15 protein-coding genes are annotated in these 17,244 nt (G+C 60.9%); 12 read left to right on the top strand and 3 right to left on the bottom strand.

What is annotated here, in order from left to right; genetic code table 11:
• Position 1: 1 nt before the first annotated feature.
• A complete protein-coding gene (gene yajC, locus TC41_RS10230; RefSeq protein ID WP_041695323.1) occupies positions 2–418 on the top strand; it encodes a preprotein translocase subunit YajC in 417 nt (138 codons plus the stop codon).
• Positions 419–483: 65 nt separating this feature from the next.
• Here yajC and TC41_RS10225 read toward each other — a convergent pair whose 3' ends face one another.
• The gene (locus TC41_RS10225; protein ID WP_014464974.1) at positions 484–885 is read right to left on the bottom strand and encodes a TIGR04086 family membrane protein; all 402 of its coding nucleotides are present in this window, start codon (positions 883–885) and stop codon (positions 484–486) included.
• A gap of 139 nt (positions 886–1,024) precedes the next feature.
• On the opposite strand from TC41_RS10225, the gene TC41_RS10220 reads away from it, so the two are divergent.
• A complete protein-coding gene (locus TC41_RS10220; protein ID WP_041695322.1) occupies positions 1,025–3,187 on the top strand; it encodes a diguanylate cyclase in 2,163 nt (720 codons plus the stop codon).
• 59 nt (positions 3,188–3,246) lie between these two features.
• Entirely contained in the window at positions 3,247–4,086 is an 840-nt protein-coding gene (locus tag TC41_RS10215) for a DUF421 domain-containing protein (protein WP_041695321.1), read from the top strand.
• 356 nt (positions 4,087–4,442) lie between these two features.
• Here TC41_RS10215 and TC41_RS10210 read toward each other — a convergent pair whose 3' ends face one another.
• Positions 4,443–5,528, bottom strand: a complete 1,086-nt coding sequence (locus tag TC41_RS10210) for a putative polysaccharide biosynthesis protein (RefSeq protein WP_041695320.1) — start codon at positions 5,526–5,528, stop codon at positions 4,443–4,445.
• Positions 5,529–5,668: 140 nt separating this feature from the next.
• Here TC41_RS10210 and TC41_RS10205 point away from each other — a divergent pair, with 140 nt between their 5' ends.
• The 9 genes from TC41_RS10205 to TC41_RS10165 all read left to right on the top strand — a co-directional run bounded on the left by TC41_RS10205 (position 5,669) and on the right by TC41_RS10165 (position 14,791).
• Entirely contained in the window at positions 5,669–5,944 is a 276-nt protein-coding gene (locus TC41_RS10205; protein ID WP_014464970.1) for a post-transcriptional regulator, read from the top strand.
• 71 nt (positions 5,945–6,015) lie between these two features.
• Entirely contained in the window at positions 6,016–7,317 is a 1,302-nt protein-coding gene (gene secD, locus TC41_RS10200) for a protein translocase subunit SecD (RefSeq protein WP_014464969.1), read from the top strand.
• Complete coding sequence (gene secF / locus TC41_RS10195) at positions 7,301–8,227, top strand: protein translocase subunit SecF (RefSeq protein ID WP_041695319.1); 927 nt, start codon at positions 7,301–7,303, stop codon at positions 8,225–8,227. Before secD ends, secF begins: the two co-directional genes overlap by 17 nt.
• A gap of 77 nt (positions 8,228–8,304) precedes the next feature.
• The gene (locus TC41_RS10190) at positions 8,305–9,237 is read left to right on the top strand and encodes a cation diffusion facilitator family transporter (RefSeq protein ID WP_014464967.1); all 933 of its coding nucleotides are present in this window, start codon (positions 8,305–8,307) and stop codon (positions 9,235–9,237) included.
• Entirely contained in the window at positions 9,234–11,243 is a 2,010-nt protein-coding gene (recJ, locus tag TC41_RS10185; RefSeq protein ID WP_014464966.1) for a single-stranded-DNA-specific exonuclease RecJ, read from the top strand. The genes TC41_RS10190 and recJ overlap by 4 nt, the downstream gene beginning before the upstream one ends.
• Positions 11,240–11,764 carry an adenine phosphoribosyltransferase gene (locus TC41_RS10180; RefSeq protein WP_014464965.1) on the top strand — a complete coding sequence of 175 codons (525 nt, stop codon included), beginning with the start codon at positions 11,240–11,242 and terminating at the stop codon, positions 11,762–11,764. Before recJ ends, TC41_RS10180 begins: the two co-directional genes overlap by 4 nt.
• A gap of 25 nt (positions 11,765–11,789) precedes the next feature.
• A complete protein-coding gene (locus TC41_RS10175; protein WP_014464964.1) occupies positions 11,790–13,967 on the top strand; it encodes a RelA/SpoT family protein in 2,178 nt (725 codons plus the stop codon).
• A 15-nt stretch (positions 13,968–13,982) separates the two neighbouring features.
• Positions 13,983–14,432 (top strand): D-aminoacyl-tRNA deacylase, encoded by a 450-nt coding sequence (dtd, locus tag TC41_RS10170; protein ID WP_014464963.1) that lies wholly within the window; start codon positions 13,983–13,985, stop codon positions 14,430–14,432.
• Positions 14,433–14,482: 50 nt separating this feature from the next.
• Positions 14,483–14,791 carry a hypothetical protein gene (locus TC41_RS10165; protein ID WP_237699904.1) on the top strand — a complete coding sequence of 103 codons (309 nt, stop codon included), beginning with the start codon at positions 14,483–14,485 and terminating at the stop codon, positions 14,789–14,791.
• Here the strand turns inward: TC41_RS10165 and TC41_RS10160 are convergent.
• On the bottom strand, positions 14,782–17,127 hold the full coding sequence (locus tag TC41_RS10160) for an EAL domain-containing protein (protein WP_014464961.1): 2,346 nt from the start codon (positions 17,125–17,127) through the stop codon (positions 14,782–14,784). The two genes, TC41_RS10165 and TC41_RS10160, sit on opposite strands and share 10 nt — an antisense overlap.
• Positions 17,128–17,244: the final 117 nt, after the last annotated feature.

Here is a 17,244-nt window from a genome sequence, read left to right as displayed (position 1 = left end):
TTTGAAGGGTAGCAGCAGTATTCTGTTTTTGATTCTCCTGATTGTGGTGTTTTACGTGCTCATTCTGTTGCCGCAGCGGCGCCAGCAGAAGAGCCGCGCAGAGATGATGAAGAAACTGGGGCCGGGTGCGCGCGTGATGACGGCCGCGGGATTGTACGGCGAGATCGTCGCGATGCAGGGCGACATCGCGATTGTTCGCATCGCAGATGGCGTGGACGTGGAGATGGACCAGCGCGCCATTGTCCGCGTCGTGGAAGAAGGCCATGGCGCGGAACACGACGAAGCCGAGGATGAGGCGGACGAGGCCGAGGATCGCGGCGTGGACCACGATGTCGAGGCGACCGATGAGGGTCACGATGGTCCTTCGGAGGCGGAGCGGGAATTCGGAGAGCATCACAAAGAACACGGCGGGGCGTAAAAGCTGGATGGGGAGGTCGTTGCGCGTCTGCAGCCCGTCGGCCTCCCGCATCCCCCGCGGGGGTGTTACGAGCGAACCCACGCGCTCCCCATGACGCCGCCAAACGCGCCGATGACCGACATGAGAAGAATGCGAAAGAGTCCTCCAGCGTCGAAGGTGAAGGTGTTGTCGACAAAGAGGCCAATGGCGACCATGATGACGGCGTAGAGGAGTCCGGTGGCGCTGCCGTGAAACCATCCGTGCCCCTGGCCTTGGCGCGCGGCTGCCATGGCGCCAAACAGGACGGCAAGGCAGTGGATGACGTACGCCGCTGTCGTGATCCGCTCGGGGCCCCATTCGCCATAGTGCGCCATCAAAAAGACGACGACCGTGCCGCAAAGGGCGACGCACAGGCTCCAGAGGGTGCCGTACACCACGGGGATGGCGCGCAGCACGTCGAATCGATGGCCTTCGTTCCATCTCGACAAGGCGCATCACTCCTGGTCCAAGTTTCTCTACACGATATTCGGCGAGATCTGCGATTATGATCTTGTCCGGTGAGATATGAACTGTTTATACTGGAAACTTGAAGAATTCGAACGGGCGCGGGTTGGGTGGGGTGTCGGTATGGCGGAAGGCATACCGCTCAAGCGACAAACCGTGTACAGTCTGATCGTCGGAATCTTCGGGTGTGGAACGGCGCTCGTGGAACTCCCGGAACTCCGACATGCGAATCTCTGGTTTTTCATCGCCATGCTGGTGCTCGCCTGCCTCGTTGAGGCGATGCCGGTGCCTCTCCGGCTCGGATCCGCCAGTCTGACCCCAGCGGTCCTGTTTTCTTATGTGACCCTGAATGGGCGAGAAGAGGCGATGTTGTGCGCCATTGCAGCCGCTTTCGTCCCTGCGATGAGGCGCCATTGGGACTTCGAGACGGTATTTTTCAATGCCGGGCAATATGCGCTCTCGACGCTCGCGATGTGGTGGGTACTACATCAGCTCATTTCCCTGCCATTGAGCCGCATCGATGCGCTCGCCGTGGGCGCGCTGGTTTTGTCCGCGGCGGTGTTTCTCGTGGTCAATCACGCGTTTGTGCAAATCATTCAGTGGCTCCGGGGAGCGCTGTTCTGGTCATCTGTTTGGACCGCGCTCGTCACGGATCTCATCAACCTCGCGCTCTGCATCCCGTTTGCGTTGCTCGTCGTCATGCTCGATTCCACGAGCGCGTGGCTCGCGCCTATCATGGTGCTGCCGCTGCTCATGTTGGCCTACATGCTCCGCTCCCATCGGCAAGCCATGGACTTGCAGGAGATTCACGAGTGCCTCGCGAACCTCGCGACTGAATTTGACATGCGGCAAATTGCCCTCGAAGCCGCGCACCTCGCGAAGAGGATGACCTTGGCCGACTGCGTCGCGGTGTTCGTCATCGATGGCCGAGGGTGTCTCGCCCCTGCCGCCGTTTACCCGCGTTCGTACGAGGCCGAGTTCTCGATGGAAGGCTGGCCGGAGTCGGAGGGCGGCGTGATTTGGAAGACCATCCACCAGCGCGATCACGTCATTGTGCCTGACGTCCGCAAAGACGCCCGCGTGCGCTTTCTTGGTGAAACGCCCACCTTTTTGAGCATGGCCATCTTTCCGATGCACGCCCATCAGAAGGCGCACGGCGCCATCGTCTGCTACGCGAAGCGCCCCAAGGCATTCAATCACATGCACGAATACATGGACGCCTTGGCGAATCAGGTCTCCGTGCTGCTTGAGAACGCCAAACTGTACCAGGAGCTTCAAGATCGCTCGTTCCGCGATGAAGCCACAGGGCTTTTGAACTACCGGTATTTCTACGAAGAACTCGCTCGGCGTGTCCAGGCGTCCCTGCGGGAAAACCGCCCGGTTTCCGTGCTGATTGTGGACGTGGACTTCTTCAAGCGATTCAACGACACCTACGGGCACCTCGCGGGAGACGTGGTGCTTCGCGAAGTCGGCCGTATCCTTGAGCGTCACGCTGCACCAGACGGCGTGGCGGCGCGGTACGGCGGAGAGGAGTTCGCCGTGCTCCTGTGGGCCAGTGCGCACGAGGCCTACGAAATTGCGGAAGCCATCCGACAGGATGTGTGGAAGCTCGCCGTGGACTTCGAAGGATATCATCTCCAAGGCATCACGGTCAGCATCGGCATGGCGACGTGCCCGGATCACAGCGAGTCGGACCGCGATCTTCTCGTGAAGGCGGACAGCGCCATGTATTGGGGTGCTAAACAGCGCGGACGCAATCGAACGGCGATGTACGCCCCTGAGTTTGATACGCAGCTGTTCGTGGATCCGCTGACAAGCCTGTACACCCATCACTTCGTGAACATTCGCGTGCGGGACGAGATGGCGCATGGCACGACGTGTTGGGGGGTGATTTGTCTCGATCTCGTCAGGTTTAGCGAGATTAACGCCGCGTACGGGTTTGAAGCTGGAGACGAGGTGCTCCGCCAGGCCGGGGTCGTGATTCGCCAGGTGCTGCGGCACTCCGAGCTGGCTTGTCGCTATGGCGGAGATGAGATGCTCATCATTATCCCGAATGTCTCGGAATTGGAGCTCGCGGGGATCTGCCGCCGAGTCACGCAGGTGATTGAGCAACACCCCTTTCACGTCGGCGAGAACACCCTCTCCGTTCGCGTGGCCTGTGGTATGGAGGTGTACGACGTCGTTCAGGACGGCGCAGATCTGTTCAACCGGATTGAGGAACTGTTTGCGCGTCTTCACGCCCCGCTGCATGTCAGTGAACCCGAATCTCCCTCGCATACCATCTAGGCGGCATGGAAAAGCCTTTTCTCCGGGCATACTGCCAAAGTGAGGAGGGGCTTTTCTCCATGCCGCACATTCCTTTGTGGCAGTTCCCGTTGCGCGCCTTGGTTCTTTATCTGATCGTGATGGTGGCCCTCCGCATCATGGGCAAGCGCGAGATTGGCCAGTTGTCCGTCTTCGATCTCGTCGTTTCCATCATGATCGCGGAGCTGTCCACCTTGCCCATGGAGGATCGGCGGGTTCCGATTTGGGAAGCGGTGATTTCCATCGGCTCGCTCGTGTGCTTTCAGCTTGCGGTCGCCCTTCTTCAAATGAAAAGTCACCGGTTTCGCCACTGGATTGAAGGAGAACCTTCCGTGCTCATTGCGCATGGCCGTATTTGCGATCGAGAAATGCGCCGCATCCGGTACACCGTACACGACCTTCTAACCCAGTTGCGCGAACAAGGCTACGCGGATGTGGCGGACGTGGAGTTCGCCATCCTAGAGACGTCCGGCCAATTGAGCGTCGTGCCCAAGCCAGAAGCGCGTCCGCTGACGCCGCGCGATCTCGGCATACGAGCTGAAGACGGTGGGCCCTCGCTCACGGTGGTGGTAGACGGCAAACCGGTTCAGAGTGCGCTCGAACAATTGGGGCAAGACGAAGCGTGGCTGCGCGAACAGCTTCGGCTTCGCGGGCGTGAATTGGAGCGCGTGTTTTACGCGCGCGTCAACGGGCGCGGAGAGTGGTGGATCGATGACATGGACGCCTCCGCGCGGTTAGATGGCAAAAGGGAGATGCCGGACGACAGCGGCGAGCCAGGGCCCCACCTTGGGCACGCGCTGGACGGCATGCGAGGTGAGGACGCGGAGCGAGCACAGCAGCGCGAAGTAAAGCATCAGTCCGCCCACGACCGCCAGCAATAGCGCCGATCCAGACAGGGACGATCTTGCCCGGAACGTGATGAGGAGCATGTAGGCGAGCATTGCGGCGGACGCCACGCCAATGCGTACGACGGAAGAGGTCCGCATTTGAAACCCGATTTCCCGCACGACGGCGGTGAGATGCAGCGCGGTGGTGAGGGTAAACGAAAACGCGGTAGCGATGCTCACACCGAGAATGCCGAGTGACGGACGCGTGGCGAGCACTAGGATGACGGCCAGACGCGCCACACCGCCCACGATGGAATTGATCATGGCTGTTCCCGCGCGGTTGAGTCCTTGTAAAATCCCTGTCAAAGGCGCCTGAAGGCAAAGCATGAACACGAAAGGTGCCATGATGGCTAGCATCGGGCCGACGTGCGCGTCTCCATAGATGGCCCTGGTGAGCGGCGCGGCAAAAAGGTAAACACGATGGAGGCCGGAAACGAGACCATAGTCGTCACGGTGATGCTCTGCGACAGTCGATGTCGAATCCGTTCCACGTTCCCCGATGCTTGAGCCTCCGCCACGGCCGGGACCAGGTTCGTTGCGAGCGATGACGTCACCACGGTCGGAAACACGAGCAGGGGAATGGCCATGCCCGAATATGCGCCGTACAGCGCCGTGGCCTGCTTGAGTGGCACACCGGCCATTTCCAGCGCGCGAAGGACAAGGATGGGCTCGGCTGCAGACAAGAGCGACCAGATGAGACGGCTCGCGGTGACCGGCAGCGACAGCTGGGTGATGGCCCGTAGCGTCGCTCGCATCGGCTCCGATGTGCGCGTGGGCGCAGGCTCCGGCACAATCTGATCCATCCGCGCGCGCCTCCGCTGTTGCCAAATCAGAAACAAGAGGCCAGACAACTCCCCTAGCACCATTCCGACCATCGCCGCCATCGCGGCATACCCTAACGAGAACCGCACGAAGTACGCAGCCAAGGCCCAGATGCTGAGGATGCGCACGGATTGCTCCAGAATGGACGCCCAGGCGGTCGGGGTCATGTCTTGAATGCCTTGAAAGTAGCCGCGATAGAGGCTGGCCACGGCGATCACGCCTACGACGGGTATCATGGCGAGATAGGTCGGATACGCTCTAGGATCCGTGAGCCAGTATTGCGCAACGACGTCGCGGAACGCGTACATGAGGCTCATGCAGAGGACGGCGGACGTCAGGACACATGCGGCGGAGATGCGCATGACGCGGCGAACGCGGTCGACGTCCCGCTTGGCCACCGCCTCCGCCACCAATTTCGCGATGGCGAGCGGAAACCCCATCGTGACCAAGGTGAGCGCAAGTCCCAAAATGGGAAACACGATTTGAAATAGGCCCATCGCCTCCGCGCCGATGAGACGCGTCAACACGATTCGATATAGAAATCCCATGATGCGCGTCACGATGCCGGCTATCATGAGCACCAGCGCGCCTTGCAGGAACGTTTGGCGGCTCAAGCGACCTTCCCTCCCGTCCATGGCCCGCAAGTGGCCTACGCTATTGCCTATGCCGAGAGGCATGACGGTAGTCCACTTTTGCGGTCCGACAGGATTTTTCACGCGCGAGATGGAATTGTTATTCCGCACGCATCGGAGGGATGGCGGTGGACGATCCATTGATGCACCCTGAGCTTCAGCCCTACGCGGATCAGGTGAGATGGCTTTGCGAGGCGAAGGTCGAAGAGTTCCGCTTGATGGGCTACGATTCAATTGACGTCGACTCTTTTTGGGCCTACGTCTGCACAAGACTGCCCAGGCCACTGTCGCTGCATCGCCTGGTGGACGTGATTTTGTCAGCCAAACCTAACGATTATATGACCTATGTGACACTCGGCGCCTTTCGTGGGGACCTCGGTATGCCGGATGACGTTTGACCTCGAAAAACGTCCATCGGTATACTGGTTCATGTTATGCGCGTGGAAGTGGCGGACAAGGAGGACTTATCATGAAATGGGGGCGCCTCTTGGCGTTTCTCGCGATGGTGGTTGTCGTGCTCGGCCTCACCATCAGCACGGGTCCAAAAATATGGAAGTCAATACCTCTTGGCCTCGATCTGAAAGGCGGCGTGGACTTGCTGTACGCCGTCGATACGCCGAAAGGTCATCCGCTTGACAGCACGGGTAAAGCGGCGCTCGTTCGCGCGATAGAGATGCGCGTGAATTCGCTCGGCGTGTCGTCGCCCATTATTCAACTCGAGGGCCACAATCAACTGGGCCAGGATCAGATTCGTGTGGAAGTCGCGGGTGTGAAAAATCAGCAGGAGGCCGTCAACGTCATTGGGGCCACGGCGCAGCTCGCCATCTACGGGAGCGCCAAGATCGACCCTAAGACGGGAAAGGTTGTCCCGGTTGGGCCACCGCTCGCGACGGGAGCGGATCTCAAGTCGAATGCCCACTGGGTGGTGGATCAGCAGACAGGGCAGAACGCCGTTGCCATCGAGTTCAAAAACGCGAGCCTGTGGACAAGCATCACCAAGCGGTACTTGCAGAAACCTATCTACGTCTTTCTGAACGGCCAGTTGCTGACCAACCCGGTCGTCGAACAGGTCATGTACACGGGGCAGAGCGAGATCTCTGGTGGAAATCTCACGACGCCACAGGCGTGCATCGATCTCGCCAATGAACTCAATGCCGGCGCTTTGCCTTATCCGCTGACCCTCGAAAGCGAGACGAGCGTCGGGCCGACGCTAGGCGCCACCAGCCTGCACCGGACGCTCATCGCGGGCGTGATCGCCGTGGTGCTTATCTTCGCGTTCATGATCGCCGCGTATCGCATGGCGGGGCTGATTGCCGATATCGCGCTGGTGGCGTACGGGTACCTCACACTCCTGACGTTCGCCGGCCTGCACGTCGTGTTGACGCTGTCGGGGCTCGCTGCCCTGATCCTTGGCGTCGGCATCGCGGTCGATGCGAATATCATTACGTATGAGCGAATCAAAGACGAGGTGCGAAACGGGCGCAGCCTGCGGTCCGCCGTGCGCGTCGGCAATAGGAATGCGTTTCGCACCATCGTGGATTCGAACGCGACCACGTTCATCGCAGGTCTCATCATGTACATCTTCGGCGGCGAAGGCGACGTCCGCGGCTTCGCGGTAGCCCTGATGGTGGGCATTATCGTGAGCCTCTTGACCGCCGTGTTGTTTGCCCGGGCAATGTTGATGACGTTCACGGCAGCGCAGGCGGTCAAGAATCCTTGGTGGTACGGCGCGCCGAGAGGGGTGGTGAAGAGCCGTGAAGCCAAGGTTTGACATCCTCCGGGTGAGTCGGTGGTGCCTGTTGCTGTCGGGAGCCATCACTGTGGCGGGCGTGATTGTCTTCGCCCTCTTCGGGTTCAACCTGAGCACGGATTTCAAATCGGGTTCCGAGGTGCAGTTTGAACTCAATCAGCGGGTGCCCGAGGCTCGAGTGCGCGAGATGTTTGCGTCCATTGGGCTGCCGCTTGGCGACACCAGCCTGACGGTGGGCGGCATTCAGCAGAATGTCGTGATGGTCACGCTGCCCGAGCAGCTCACGGCGAAGCAGATCAGCGAGATTCAAGCAGCGGAACACCGGTTTTTCCCGGACGCGAAACAGGATATTCAGGTGAACTCGGTGGATCCGTTTGTCGCGGAACAGACAGCTCGCAAAGCGGTGTACGCCGTGCTTGCCGCGGCTGCGTGCATCGTCGTGTACATCGCCATTCGGTTTGAGTTCCGCTTTGCCATCTCGGGGATCATTGCGCTTCTTCACGATGCGTTCATTGTCCTTGCGGCGTTTGCGCTGCTGAGGCGCGAGGTGGATTTAACCTTTGTGGCTGCGCTTCTGACCATTGTGGGCTATTCCATCAATGATACCATCGTCATTTTCGACCGCATCCGCGAGAATCTGAAGATCGACAAACCGGAAACGGTGGACGACCTGCGGGCGGTCGTCAACAAGAGCCTCTGGCAGGTGATGAACCGATCCATACGAACGGTTCTCACAGTGCTTATCGCAGCCGTCATCCTCTATTTCTTTGGCGGTATCTCCATTCGCAATTTCACGTTCGCGCTCATCATCGGCCTCGTGAGCGGGGCGTATTCGTCCATTTTTATCGCGAGCCCCATATGGGTCGCGTGGCGATCTCGCTCCATGAAGAAGGCCAGTCGCGGCGACAAAGCCGCACCGATTCCGGAATGATGGCAGGGGGAGCGCATCCGAGTGGCGCTCCCCTCCTTCGTCCAGCGCTTGATGAAAGGATTCGACGGTGATTTCCAGTGACGAATCAACTTGAGCGCCGCGGCTCCATGCTCAGTTACGTGAATGCCGTCCTGAACGTTCTCCTCGCACTTGCCAAAGGCATCATTGGCATTCTGGCGCACAGCGAGGCCCTGATTGCGGACGCCGTGCACTCCGCGTCTGACCTGGTGGGCTCCGTGGCGGTCATTGTCGGCCTCCGCATCGCCCGAAAGCCGCCGGACGAAGACCATCCATACGGGCATGGGAAGGCGGAGCTCATCGCTTCCATCTGCGTCAGTGTGCTGCTCATCGCCGCGTCCATCGAAGTGTTTTATTCGTCCGCGGCTTCGTTCTTCCACAGTCCCCGGGCCCCGGAATGGACGGCGGCGCTAGTGGCCGCCGCGGCCGTCGTCGTCAAGGAGGCACTTTACCGTTACAACGTGAGGCTCGGCAAACGCCTGCAGTCGAAGAGCCTCTTGGCACAAGCCTCCGATCACCGGGCCGACGTATATTCCTCCCTCGCCGCACTCATCGGTATCGTGATGGCTGTCGTGGGCGAGCGCGTCGGCGTCAAGTGGCTGATGTACACAGATGCCGCTGCGGGCATCTTGGTCGCCGCGCTGGTCCTCAAAATGGCCGTCGAGATCGCGAAGGACGCGTTAGAGATCTTGATGGACCGCGTCGTGCTTGCCGAAGAAGCGCTGCAGCCGTATCGGTGTGAGGTGCTTCGGGTTCCCGGAGTTCGCGCCATCGACGAGATCCGAGTGCGCGATCACGGCCAATATGTGATTGTGGACATCGAGATTGCCGTCGACGCGGACATCACGGTTCTCGCCGGCCACGACATCGCGGCGGCCGTGCGAGACCGGCTTCGTGAGAAATTCGACCGCGTCCAGGACGTGTTCGTTCACGTGAATCCTTACGATCCAAGTGAGGAACATCGCGGGCGCGAGAGGGGGCGCCCGGAATGAGCATTCCGCTTTGGCGAGCCGCAGGCGTTGGCAATGTCGCCCGCCGGCTGGCCTCCGCGTTCCAGATGCCGATGCGCGTGGCACGCCTGCTTGCAGCTCGCGGCTATGAGGACCCTGACGAAGTGCGGCGCCTGCTCGCGGCCGACGTGCCGTGGAGCCATCCCCTGGACTTTACGGACATGCGTGCGGCGTGTGAGCAAATCCTGCAGGCCGTTAGAAAGCGTGAGATCATCGCTGTGATAGGGGACTACGATGTGGACGGCGTGAGTGCCGCCGTGATTGCGACTAGCGCCATTCAGGCTTTGGGCGGGCGGGTGACGTGCCACATTCCCGACCGCGTGTCGGACGGCTATGGGTTCTCACTCCGTCTGCTAGAGGCTGCCAAGAGCGAAGGCGCGTCCCTGATCCTCACGGTCGACAACGGAATTCGTGCCGTGGAGGCGATCTCGGCGGCAGTTGCCGACGGCCTGCGTGTCGTGGTCACCGATCACCATGAGCCCGGAGATGAGACGCTCCCCGACGGCGTGCCGGTGCTTCACTTCACGCGCCACCGAGATCCGGGATCGGCAAAGCGAGGTTGTGGCGCATTTGTGGCCTGGAAGCTCGCTGTCCAGCTGCTTGACGCGGCCGGGCTGGGGAAGATGGACGCGTTGCGGAGATGGCTCATGGGTCTTGCGGCGCTCGGCACCTTGGCCGACATGATGCCGCTCGTGGGAGAAAATCGCCGGCTGGTGCGCGAGGGCATACGGGTGTTAGCCACAGAGGGGAGCACAGGCTGGCGGGTGCTTTGCGATTCCGCCCGCGTGCGTGGAGATGCACTCCGTGCGTCCGACGTGTCTTGGCGCTTGGTTCCGAGGCTCAACGCCGCAGGCCGCATGGCGCATGCCGATCTCGCCTATCGGCTGTTGATGGCGGAGGACGACGAGGAGGCCAAGCGCCTCGTCGACGAGATGGAGGTGCTCAATGCCAAGCGGCAGGAGGCCGTGGAGGCAGCGTTCGCCGAGGCGGTCGAAGCCGTGGAGCGGGATCACGGACCGAATCCTGCAGCCATCGTCGTGGCGGGGGATTGGCCTCTCGGCGTGGTGGGGCTTGTCGCTGGCCGCCTCGCGCAGACGTACGCGTGTCCGGCCATCGCCCTGGCACGGATGGGGGATGGGACGCTGAGAGGCTCCGGGCGGGCTCCTGAAGACGCCTCGATGCTCGAGCTTCTTCATCGGTGTGCCGAGTTCCTCCATCGCTATGGTGGGCACGACGCTGCGGTGGGGTGTGAGCTCGACGCTTCTCAATTGCCTGCGCTTCGCGCGGCGCTGATGGAAGCCGCGGTCGCCGCGCGGGCTATGGGCAAAACGGTCGATCCGCCTGCGGTCATTGCGGACGATTATTTGGGGTTGTCGGAGCCAGCGGATGAGATCTTGCTTTGGTTGGAACGGCTTGCTCCATTTGGTCCCGAGCACGAGCCGTTTCGATTCTTCGTGGGTCCCGTCGAGATCGTGAGGTGCGCGCGGATGGGAAGTGGAGAACATCTGAGGCTCACGTTGGCGGAGGGCGATGCGCACCAAGAAGCGGTGTGGTTTCGCGCGCCCGACGGGATTGCCAGGGATACCTCCGGGCTTTGGGCGTTCATCGTCGAGCTGGTTGCCAATGCGTGGAGAGGAACCGTCCGCCCTCAGCTTCGCATCGAACGGGGCTACCGCTTGCCACGCGCCGTGTCGAGAGAGGCGTTTGCGGCTGTGTTCCGGGCGCTCAGGAGAGGCCCCTGCACGCTCGAAACGCTGCGGCAGCGCGTGAGAGGCATCTCGGCCGATCTGGACCGGGATCTCGAGTCCGTGGTGGCGACCTTTGTCGAACTCGGATTTGCTGCACAGGAGGGCGGCTTGTATCATGTGATTGCGAGCGAAAAACGAGATCTGCGCGATTCCCTGGCGTACCAGGCATTTGTGCGCAGACATCTGCAGCCGGTCGGCGGTGGGCCGGGTGAACGAACGGAAGAGGAGAGAACAAGTTGAGCGATCATTATCGGACTTGGATTCGCGACATCCCCGATTTCCCCAAGCAGGGTATTCTGTTTCGCGATATCACGCCGCTTCTGGGAAACGGCGCTGCGTATCGGAAGGCCATTCAGGCACTCGCAGCCAAAGCGGAGGAGTGGAAGCCCGAGCTGGTGGTCGGGCCGGAGGCCCGCGGGTATGTGGTGGGGGCTCCGCTTGCTGTGACGCTGGGCCTTGGGTTTGTGCCGGTGCGAAAACCGGGCAAACTGCCGTATAAGACCGTGAGTGTGGAGTATGCGCTCGAATACGGGACGGATCGCTTGGAAATTCATGAGGACGCGATTCAGCCGGGACAGCGCGTCGTGGTGGCGGATGACCTCCTGGCGACCGGCGGCACGATGCGCGCGACGATGGACCTGGTGGAGAAACTCGGAGGCGTGGTTGTCGGCGCAGCGTTTCTTATCGAATTGAAACAGTTGGGCGGCCGTGATAGGCTTGGCGATATACCCGTATACACGCTTGTCCAGTTTGACGACTGACGGAGGTCTGAGGAGGTGAGCGGCCGTGGCTGTGGAGACGGAGGAAAAGACCATCGATGGTCTGTGCCAGAAACTTCAGTCCTATATGAGCCCAGAGGAGATTGCCGCAGTGCGGCGCGCATACGAGTTCGCCGCCAAAGCCCACCAGGGCCAGACGCGGCTTTCGGGGGAGCCGTACATCAGCCATCCGCTCGCCGTCGCCTACATTCTCGCTGATCTTCGGCTTGACGCTGCCGCGATTATGGCCGGGCTCCTGCACGACGTGGTGGAGGACACGTCGGTGAGTGACTCCACAATCGTGCAGACGTTCGGCGCGGAAGTGGCGACGTTGGTGGACGGGGTCACGAAGCTGAAGCGAATTAAGTTCGATTCGCGCGAGGAACAGCAGGCGGAGAATCTCCGCAAGATGTTCATGGCGATGGCGCGGGATATTCGGGTGCTGATTATCAAATTGGCGGATCGGCTGCATAACATGCGGACGCTGAAGTACCAGAGTCCCGAGACTCAGGTGCGCAAGGCCCGTGAGACGCTGGAGATTTTTGCGCCTCTCGCGCATCGACTCGGGATTAATACCATCAAATGGGAACTTGAAGACCTCTCGCTTCGTTACCTGAATCCCCAGCAATACTATCGGATTGTCAATCTGATGGCTCGCAAGCGGCAGGAGAGGGAGCAGTATATCGAAGGCGTGATTGCGGTCCTGCGTGAGAAGCTTGCCGAGCTGAATCTGAAGGCCGACGTGAGTGGCCGCGCGAAGCACATCTACAGCATCTATCGCAAGATGGTTACTCAGCACAAGGAGTTTAACGAAATTTATGACCTCTTCGCTATCCGCATTATCGTGGAGAGCATCAAAGACTGTTACGGCGCGCTCGGCGTCGTTCACACGATGTGGAAGCCGATGCCCGGCCGGTTCAAGGACTACATCGCGATGCCGAAGGCGAACATGTATCAAAGCCTGCACACCACGGTGATTGGGCCGAACGGCGAACCTCTCGAGATTCAGATCCGGACGTGGGAGATGCATCAGACGGCGGAATACGGCATCGCGGCGCACTGGGTGTACAAGGAGTCCGGTTCCAAGCGGGTCGAGGACGATTTCGCGAAGAAGCTCGCCTGGTTCCGGGAGGTTCTGGAGTGGCAGCAGGACTTCCGAGATGCACAGGAGTTCATGGAGACGCTGAAGATCGATCTGTTTTCGGATCAGGTGTTTGTGTTTACGCCGAAGGGCGACGTCATTGAGCTCCCGGCCGGCTCGGTCCCCATTGACTTCGCATACAGGATTCACACGGACATCGGCAACCACTGCATCGGGGCCAAGGTGAACGGCAAGATGGTCCCGCTCGATTACCGGCTGCGCACCGGGGACATCGTGGAGATCATCACGAGCAAGCATTCGTACGGCCCGAGCTGGGACTGGTTGAAAATTGTCCAGACGTCTCAAGCGAAGAGCAAGATCCGCCAATGGTTCAAGCGGGAAAAGCGAGAGGAAAACGTCGCGCGGGGCAAGGAGCTCATCGAGCGCGAGATCGCGCGGCAGAAGTTTGAACCGAAGCAGCTCATGACGCCACAGGCGATGACCGAGGTGCTCCAGAAGTTCAATTTTGGGCGGGAGGAAGATCTGTTCGCCGCCGTTGGGTACGGGGGATTGGGCCCGTCGCAGGTCGTGACGAGGCTCATCGAGATCTTCAGGCGCAACCAGGGAGAAAAGCCACCGGAGACGGTGACCATCCAAAAGGGCACGGCGAAGCCGGCGGAGATGGGCGTCCGCGTGCGAGGCGTCGACAACATCTTGATCCGGTTTGCCCGCTGCTGCCATCCCGTGCCGGGCGACGAGATCGTCGGGTTTGTGACGCGCGGGCGAGGCGTATCGGTCCATCGGCGGGACTGCCCGAACGTGGCGGCGATGGTGGAAAGTGGAGCACGCACGCTCGAAGTGGAGTGGGCGACGGATAAGGATTGGTCGTACAACGCGGAGATTGAGGTCACGGCGATGGATCGACATGGCCTCGTGAACGAAGTGCTGAATGCGGTGGCGGAGACCAAAACCGACATCACCGCGGTGAGCGCGAGGGCCGACGCCAAGAAGATTGCGCACATCCACATGAGCATCCGCATTCGCAACCTGGATCACCTGAGAACGGTGGTCGAGCGCTTGAAACGGATCAAGGATATCTACAGCGTGCGGCGCATGATTCAATGAGAAGGGAGATGGCCTATGCGGGTGGTGGTGCAGCGATCGGGCCCGGCGCGGGTCAGGGTCGATGGGGAGATTGTGGGCGAGATCGACTTCGGCCTCGTGTTGCTCGTCGGCGTGGGCAAGGACGACGGTCCTGAGGACGCGCAGTACCTGGCCGAGAAGATCGCGGGTCTGCGAATTTTTCCGGACGAGGAAGGCAAGTTGAACCGAGACGTGCGCGAGATGGGCGGCGCGGTTTTGTCCGTGAGCCAGTTTACGTTGTACGGCGACGCCCGAAAAGGGCGGCGGCCGAGCTACGCGGATGCGGCGCCGCCTGACGTGGCGGAGCGGCTCTATGAGGCGTTCAACGAGGCTTTGCGCGCTCAAGGGCTTCGGGTCGAGACAGGGCGATTTCGCGCGATGATGCAGGTGGAGCTCGTCAATGACGGCCCGGTTACCATCCTGCTTGACAGCAAGCGGCAGTTCTGACAGGTGGCATGGCAGGTGCATCGTGTGCTCGCCCTCTTCGCTGGCACGATGTGCCGCGCATCAGCGCGCAGGGTGTGCGCGACACTACGGCCGAGGGGGGAAGCGCGATGTTCATCGACACCTTCGAACGCGATCCCGACGAAGGCGAAATCCACGCGTACCACACCTGCTTCGCCTGTGGACACGTGATTCCGTTCGCCGGGCACATGTTCGGCGGCATTGTCCTGTCCCACGGCAACGAGGTGGATGCCACCATCACCGTCACAGGCGCGAAAGGGCCGTACATCGAGATGTCCATCCAGCTTCAGTGTCCGCGGTGTCACGCCGTGAATTCTTTTACTGCGCTTCATCATCGGTAGGCTCGCCTTGCCGATCCGATCCGCGGAGCGCTGACACGGCCTGGGTGCGCGCCTGCAAGTAGGCATTCCAGAGATTCGGCCAGGCGTCTCTGCATGTGCCCCATCCCATGGAGATGGACGCATAGGGAGAGCCAAGGCGGCGGTTTCGTACCTCCATCATCCTCAGATGCATCCGCAGGTGTTCCAAAAACGTATAGAACGATCCGTCGTCTCCATCCAGAGAGATGAGAAGGAATTCCCCCAACTTCCATGCGCACGGCGGGCCATGATGGCGAGCCGTACGCGTTCCACAGTTGGCCGACTTGCTGGGCGACTCGCTCCGCTTCGCTTGGAGGCCATTTCTCCAATGGTTCGATCCGGAGCACCGATGCGGTCGCGTGGGTCCAGGCCTGGTACGGCCGTCGCTTGGCGCGCGAGAGGAACCAGACCGGGTCGTCCGCGGTCATCCACTCCGCCAGAAAGGCTCGGTGGAACATCCGCGTCCGAGCGTCGTACAGGCCATCATACAGCGCTCGCTCGCGCTGATACGCCGACCAGACCACTTCTTCGACGCGCTCCGCGACCTCTTTGAGGATTCGCCGATCTCCATCGGTGTAGACTCGCTCCAGGGCGGATTGCACCGTGAGGATGCCGAACGGCTGACCGAGGTGGACCAGGGGCGCGCGGAGCACGGACCGGATTCCATCGGCCGCTAGGCCATCGTCCTCTTCAAACTCGGGCCGCTCCAGGACGTCTGGCGAGATCATTGGAATTCCGACGCGAAAAACGGTCGGCGCGGCGCTCGAGCCCTTCGGCACAAGAGTTCCGACGGGCCGGGCCGGGATCTCGTCCCGAAGCGACACCTCACAGACGTCCACAAACGCGTCGCCCTCTTCGCACCATTCGACGCTCAGACGATCCAGCGGCACGTGCGGTGCGATGCTGTCGGCCAGGTGAGACGCAATCTGTCGCCAATCCGGCAGGCGCTTGGTCTCCAGGTACAGGCGCTCCAACCATGTGGGTTCCGAACTCGGCTCCTCCGCTGCCGTGGGCTGGGGCACGCGAGGCTGCAACTTCGCCACGAACGCGGAGAGCTGGAACGAAGTTGGCGGCACAGGGGCGCCAAAAAGGAATCCCTGAATCTCGTCGCACCTATTTTCTCTAAGAAAATCAAATTGCTGGAACGTCTCGACCCCTTCCGCCACGACGCTCAAATTCAGCGACTTCGCGAGCGAGATGATGGCTCCGATGATAGGCGTCTGATTGACGGCGCTCTGTATCCCCGCTGTAAATGTGCGATCGATCTTCAACGTGTGCACGGGAAATTGGATCAAATAATTGAGCGACGAGTATCCCACACCGAAGTCGTCGAGGGCAATTCGCACACCAATCTTCCTCAATTCCTGCAGGACGTAGACGGCGCGCTCCACGTCGCACATGGCCGTGCGCTCGGTGATCTCCAGTTCAATCAACTGGGGATCCATGCCCGTTTGCGCAAGACACTCTCGAACGAGCCTCGGAAAGCCGTCCTGCATGAACTGCCGGCCCGAGATGTTGACGCTGATGCGCACGCGGTAGCCTTGCTTCATCCAAGACGCGCCCTGCTGGCATACGTTGCGCAGCACGTACTCGTCAATGGGGAGGATGAGATCGCTCGACTCGGCGACGGGAATGAACGCCTGAGGCGGAATGTAACCGAGTTCCGGGTGGGTCCACCTGCACAGCGCCTCTGCGCCCACCACCTGCATGGACCGCGTGTGAATCTTCGGTTGATAGTGAATTTCCAGCTCGCCCTTCTGCAGCGCCTGTCTAAGCATGGTTTCCACGAGGAGCGGCGGGAGCTCGTCTCGCCTTGCGACCAGCTCCCGATCTCGCCTGACCTGGTTCGATCCAAATTGTTTAGCCAAGCGCATGGCCTCGTCCGCCCGGCGGAGGAGTTCGTCCGCGCTCGCGCCCCTGGCGCCCTCGGCGACACCGACACTGGCCGTCACAATGACGTTCATACCCGCCACGGCGTGCGGCTCGGCGATGGCGGCCCTCAACTGTTCAGCCACAGCTTCGGCTTTGTCCACGTCGTCGTCAAACAACGCGACCGCGTACTCGTCTGCGCTCAGGCGGCTGGCCACGGCGGTTTCCGGGATCCTGCGGGCGATGCGCAACGCCGTGCTGCGGAGAATCGCGTCTCCGTCGGCGAAGCTCAGGTGCGCGTTGACCAGTCGAAACCGATCGAGATTGACCACAATGATGGCACTGCGCGAAGCGTCCTTCACCCGTTGGGACACGACGAAGAGAAATTGACCGCGTCCCAACAGATTCGTCAGGGCGTCGCGCTGTCCGGAAAACGCATCGAGAGTCACAAAGCCACCGCCTCGTGTCGTCCAGGACCATGGAATATAATTCCACAGAAGAGGAACAGAATGACAACGATGAATACGGATCAAACCACTGGAGCGATTCGACGCGTTTCAGCAAAA

It is taken from the genome of Alicyclobacillus acidocaldarius subsp. acidocaldarius Tc-4-1 (assembly GCF_000219875.1).
In the GTDB taxonomy this organism is placed as follows: Bacteria; Bacillota; Bacilli; order Alicyclobacillales; family Alicyclobacillaceae; genus Alicyclobacillus; species Alicyclobacillus acidocaldarius_A.
The sequence above is the reverse complement of the archived record's forward strand: the minus strand, read 5'-3'. Positions and strand labels throughout refer to the sequence as shown.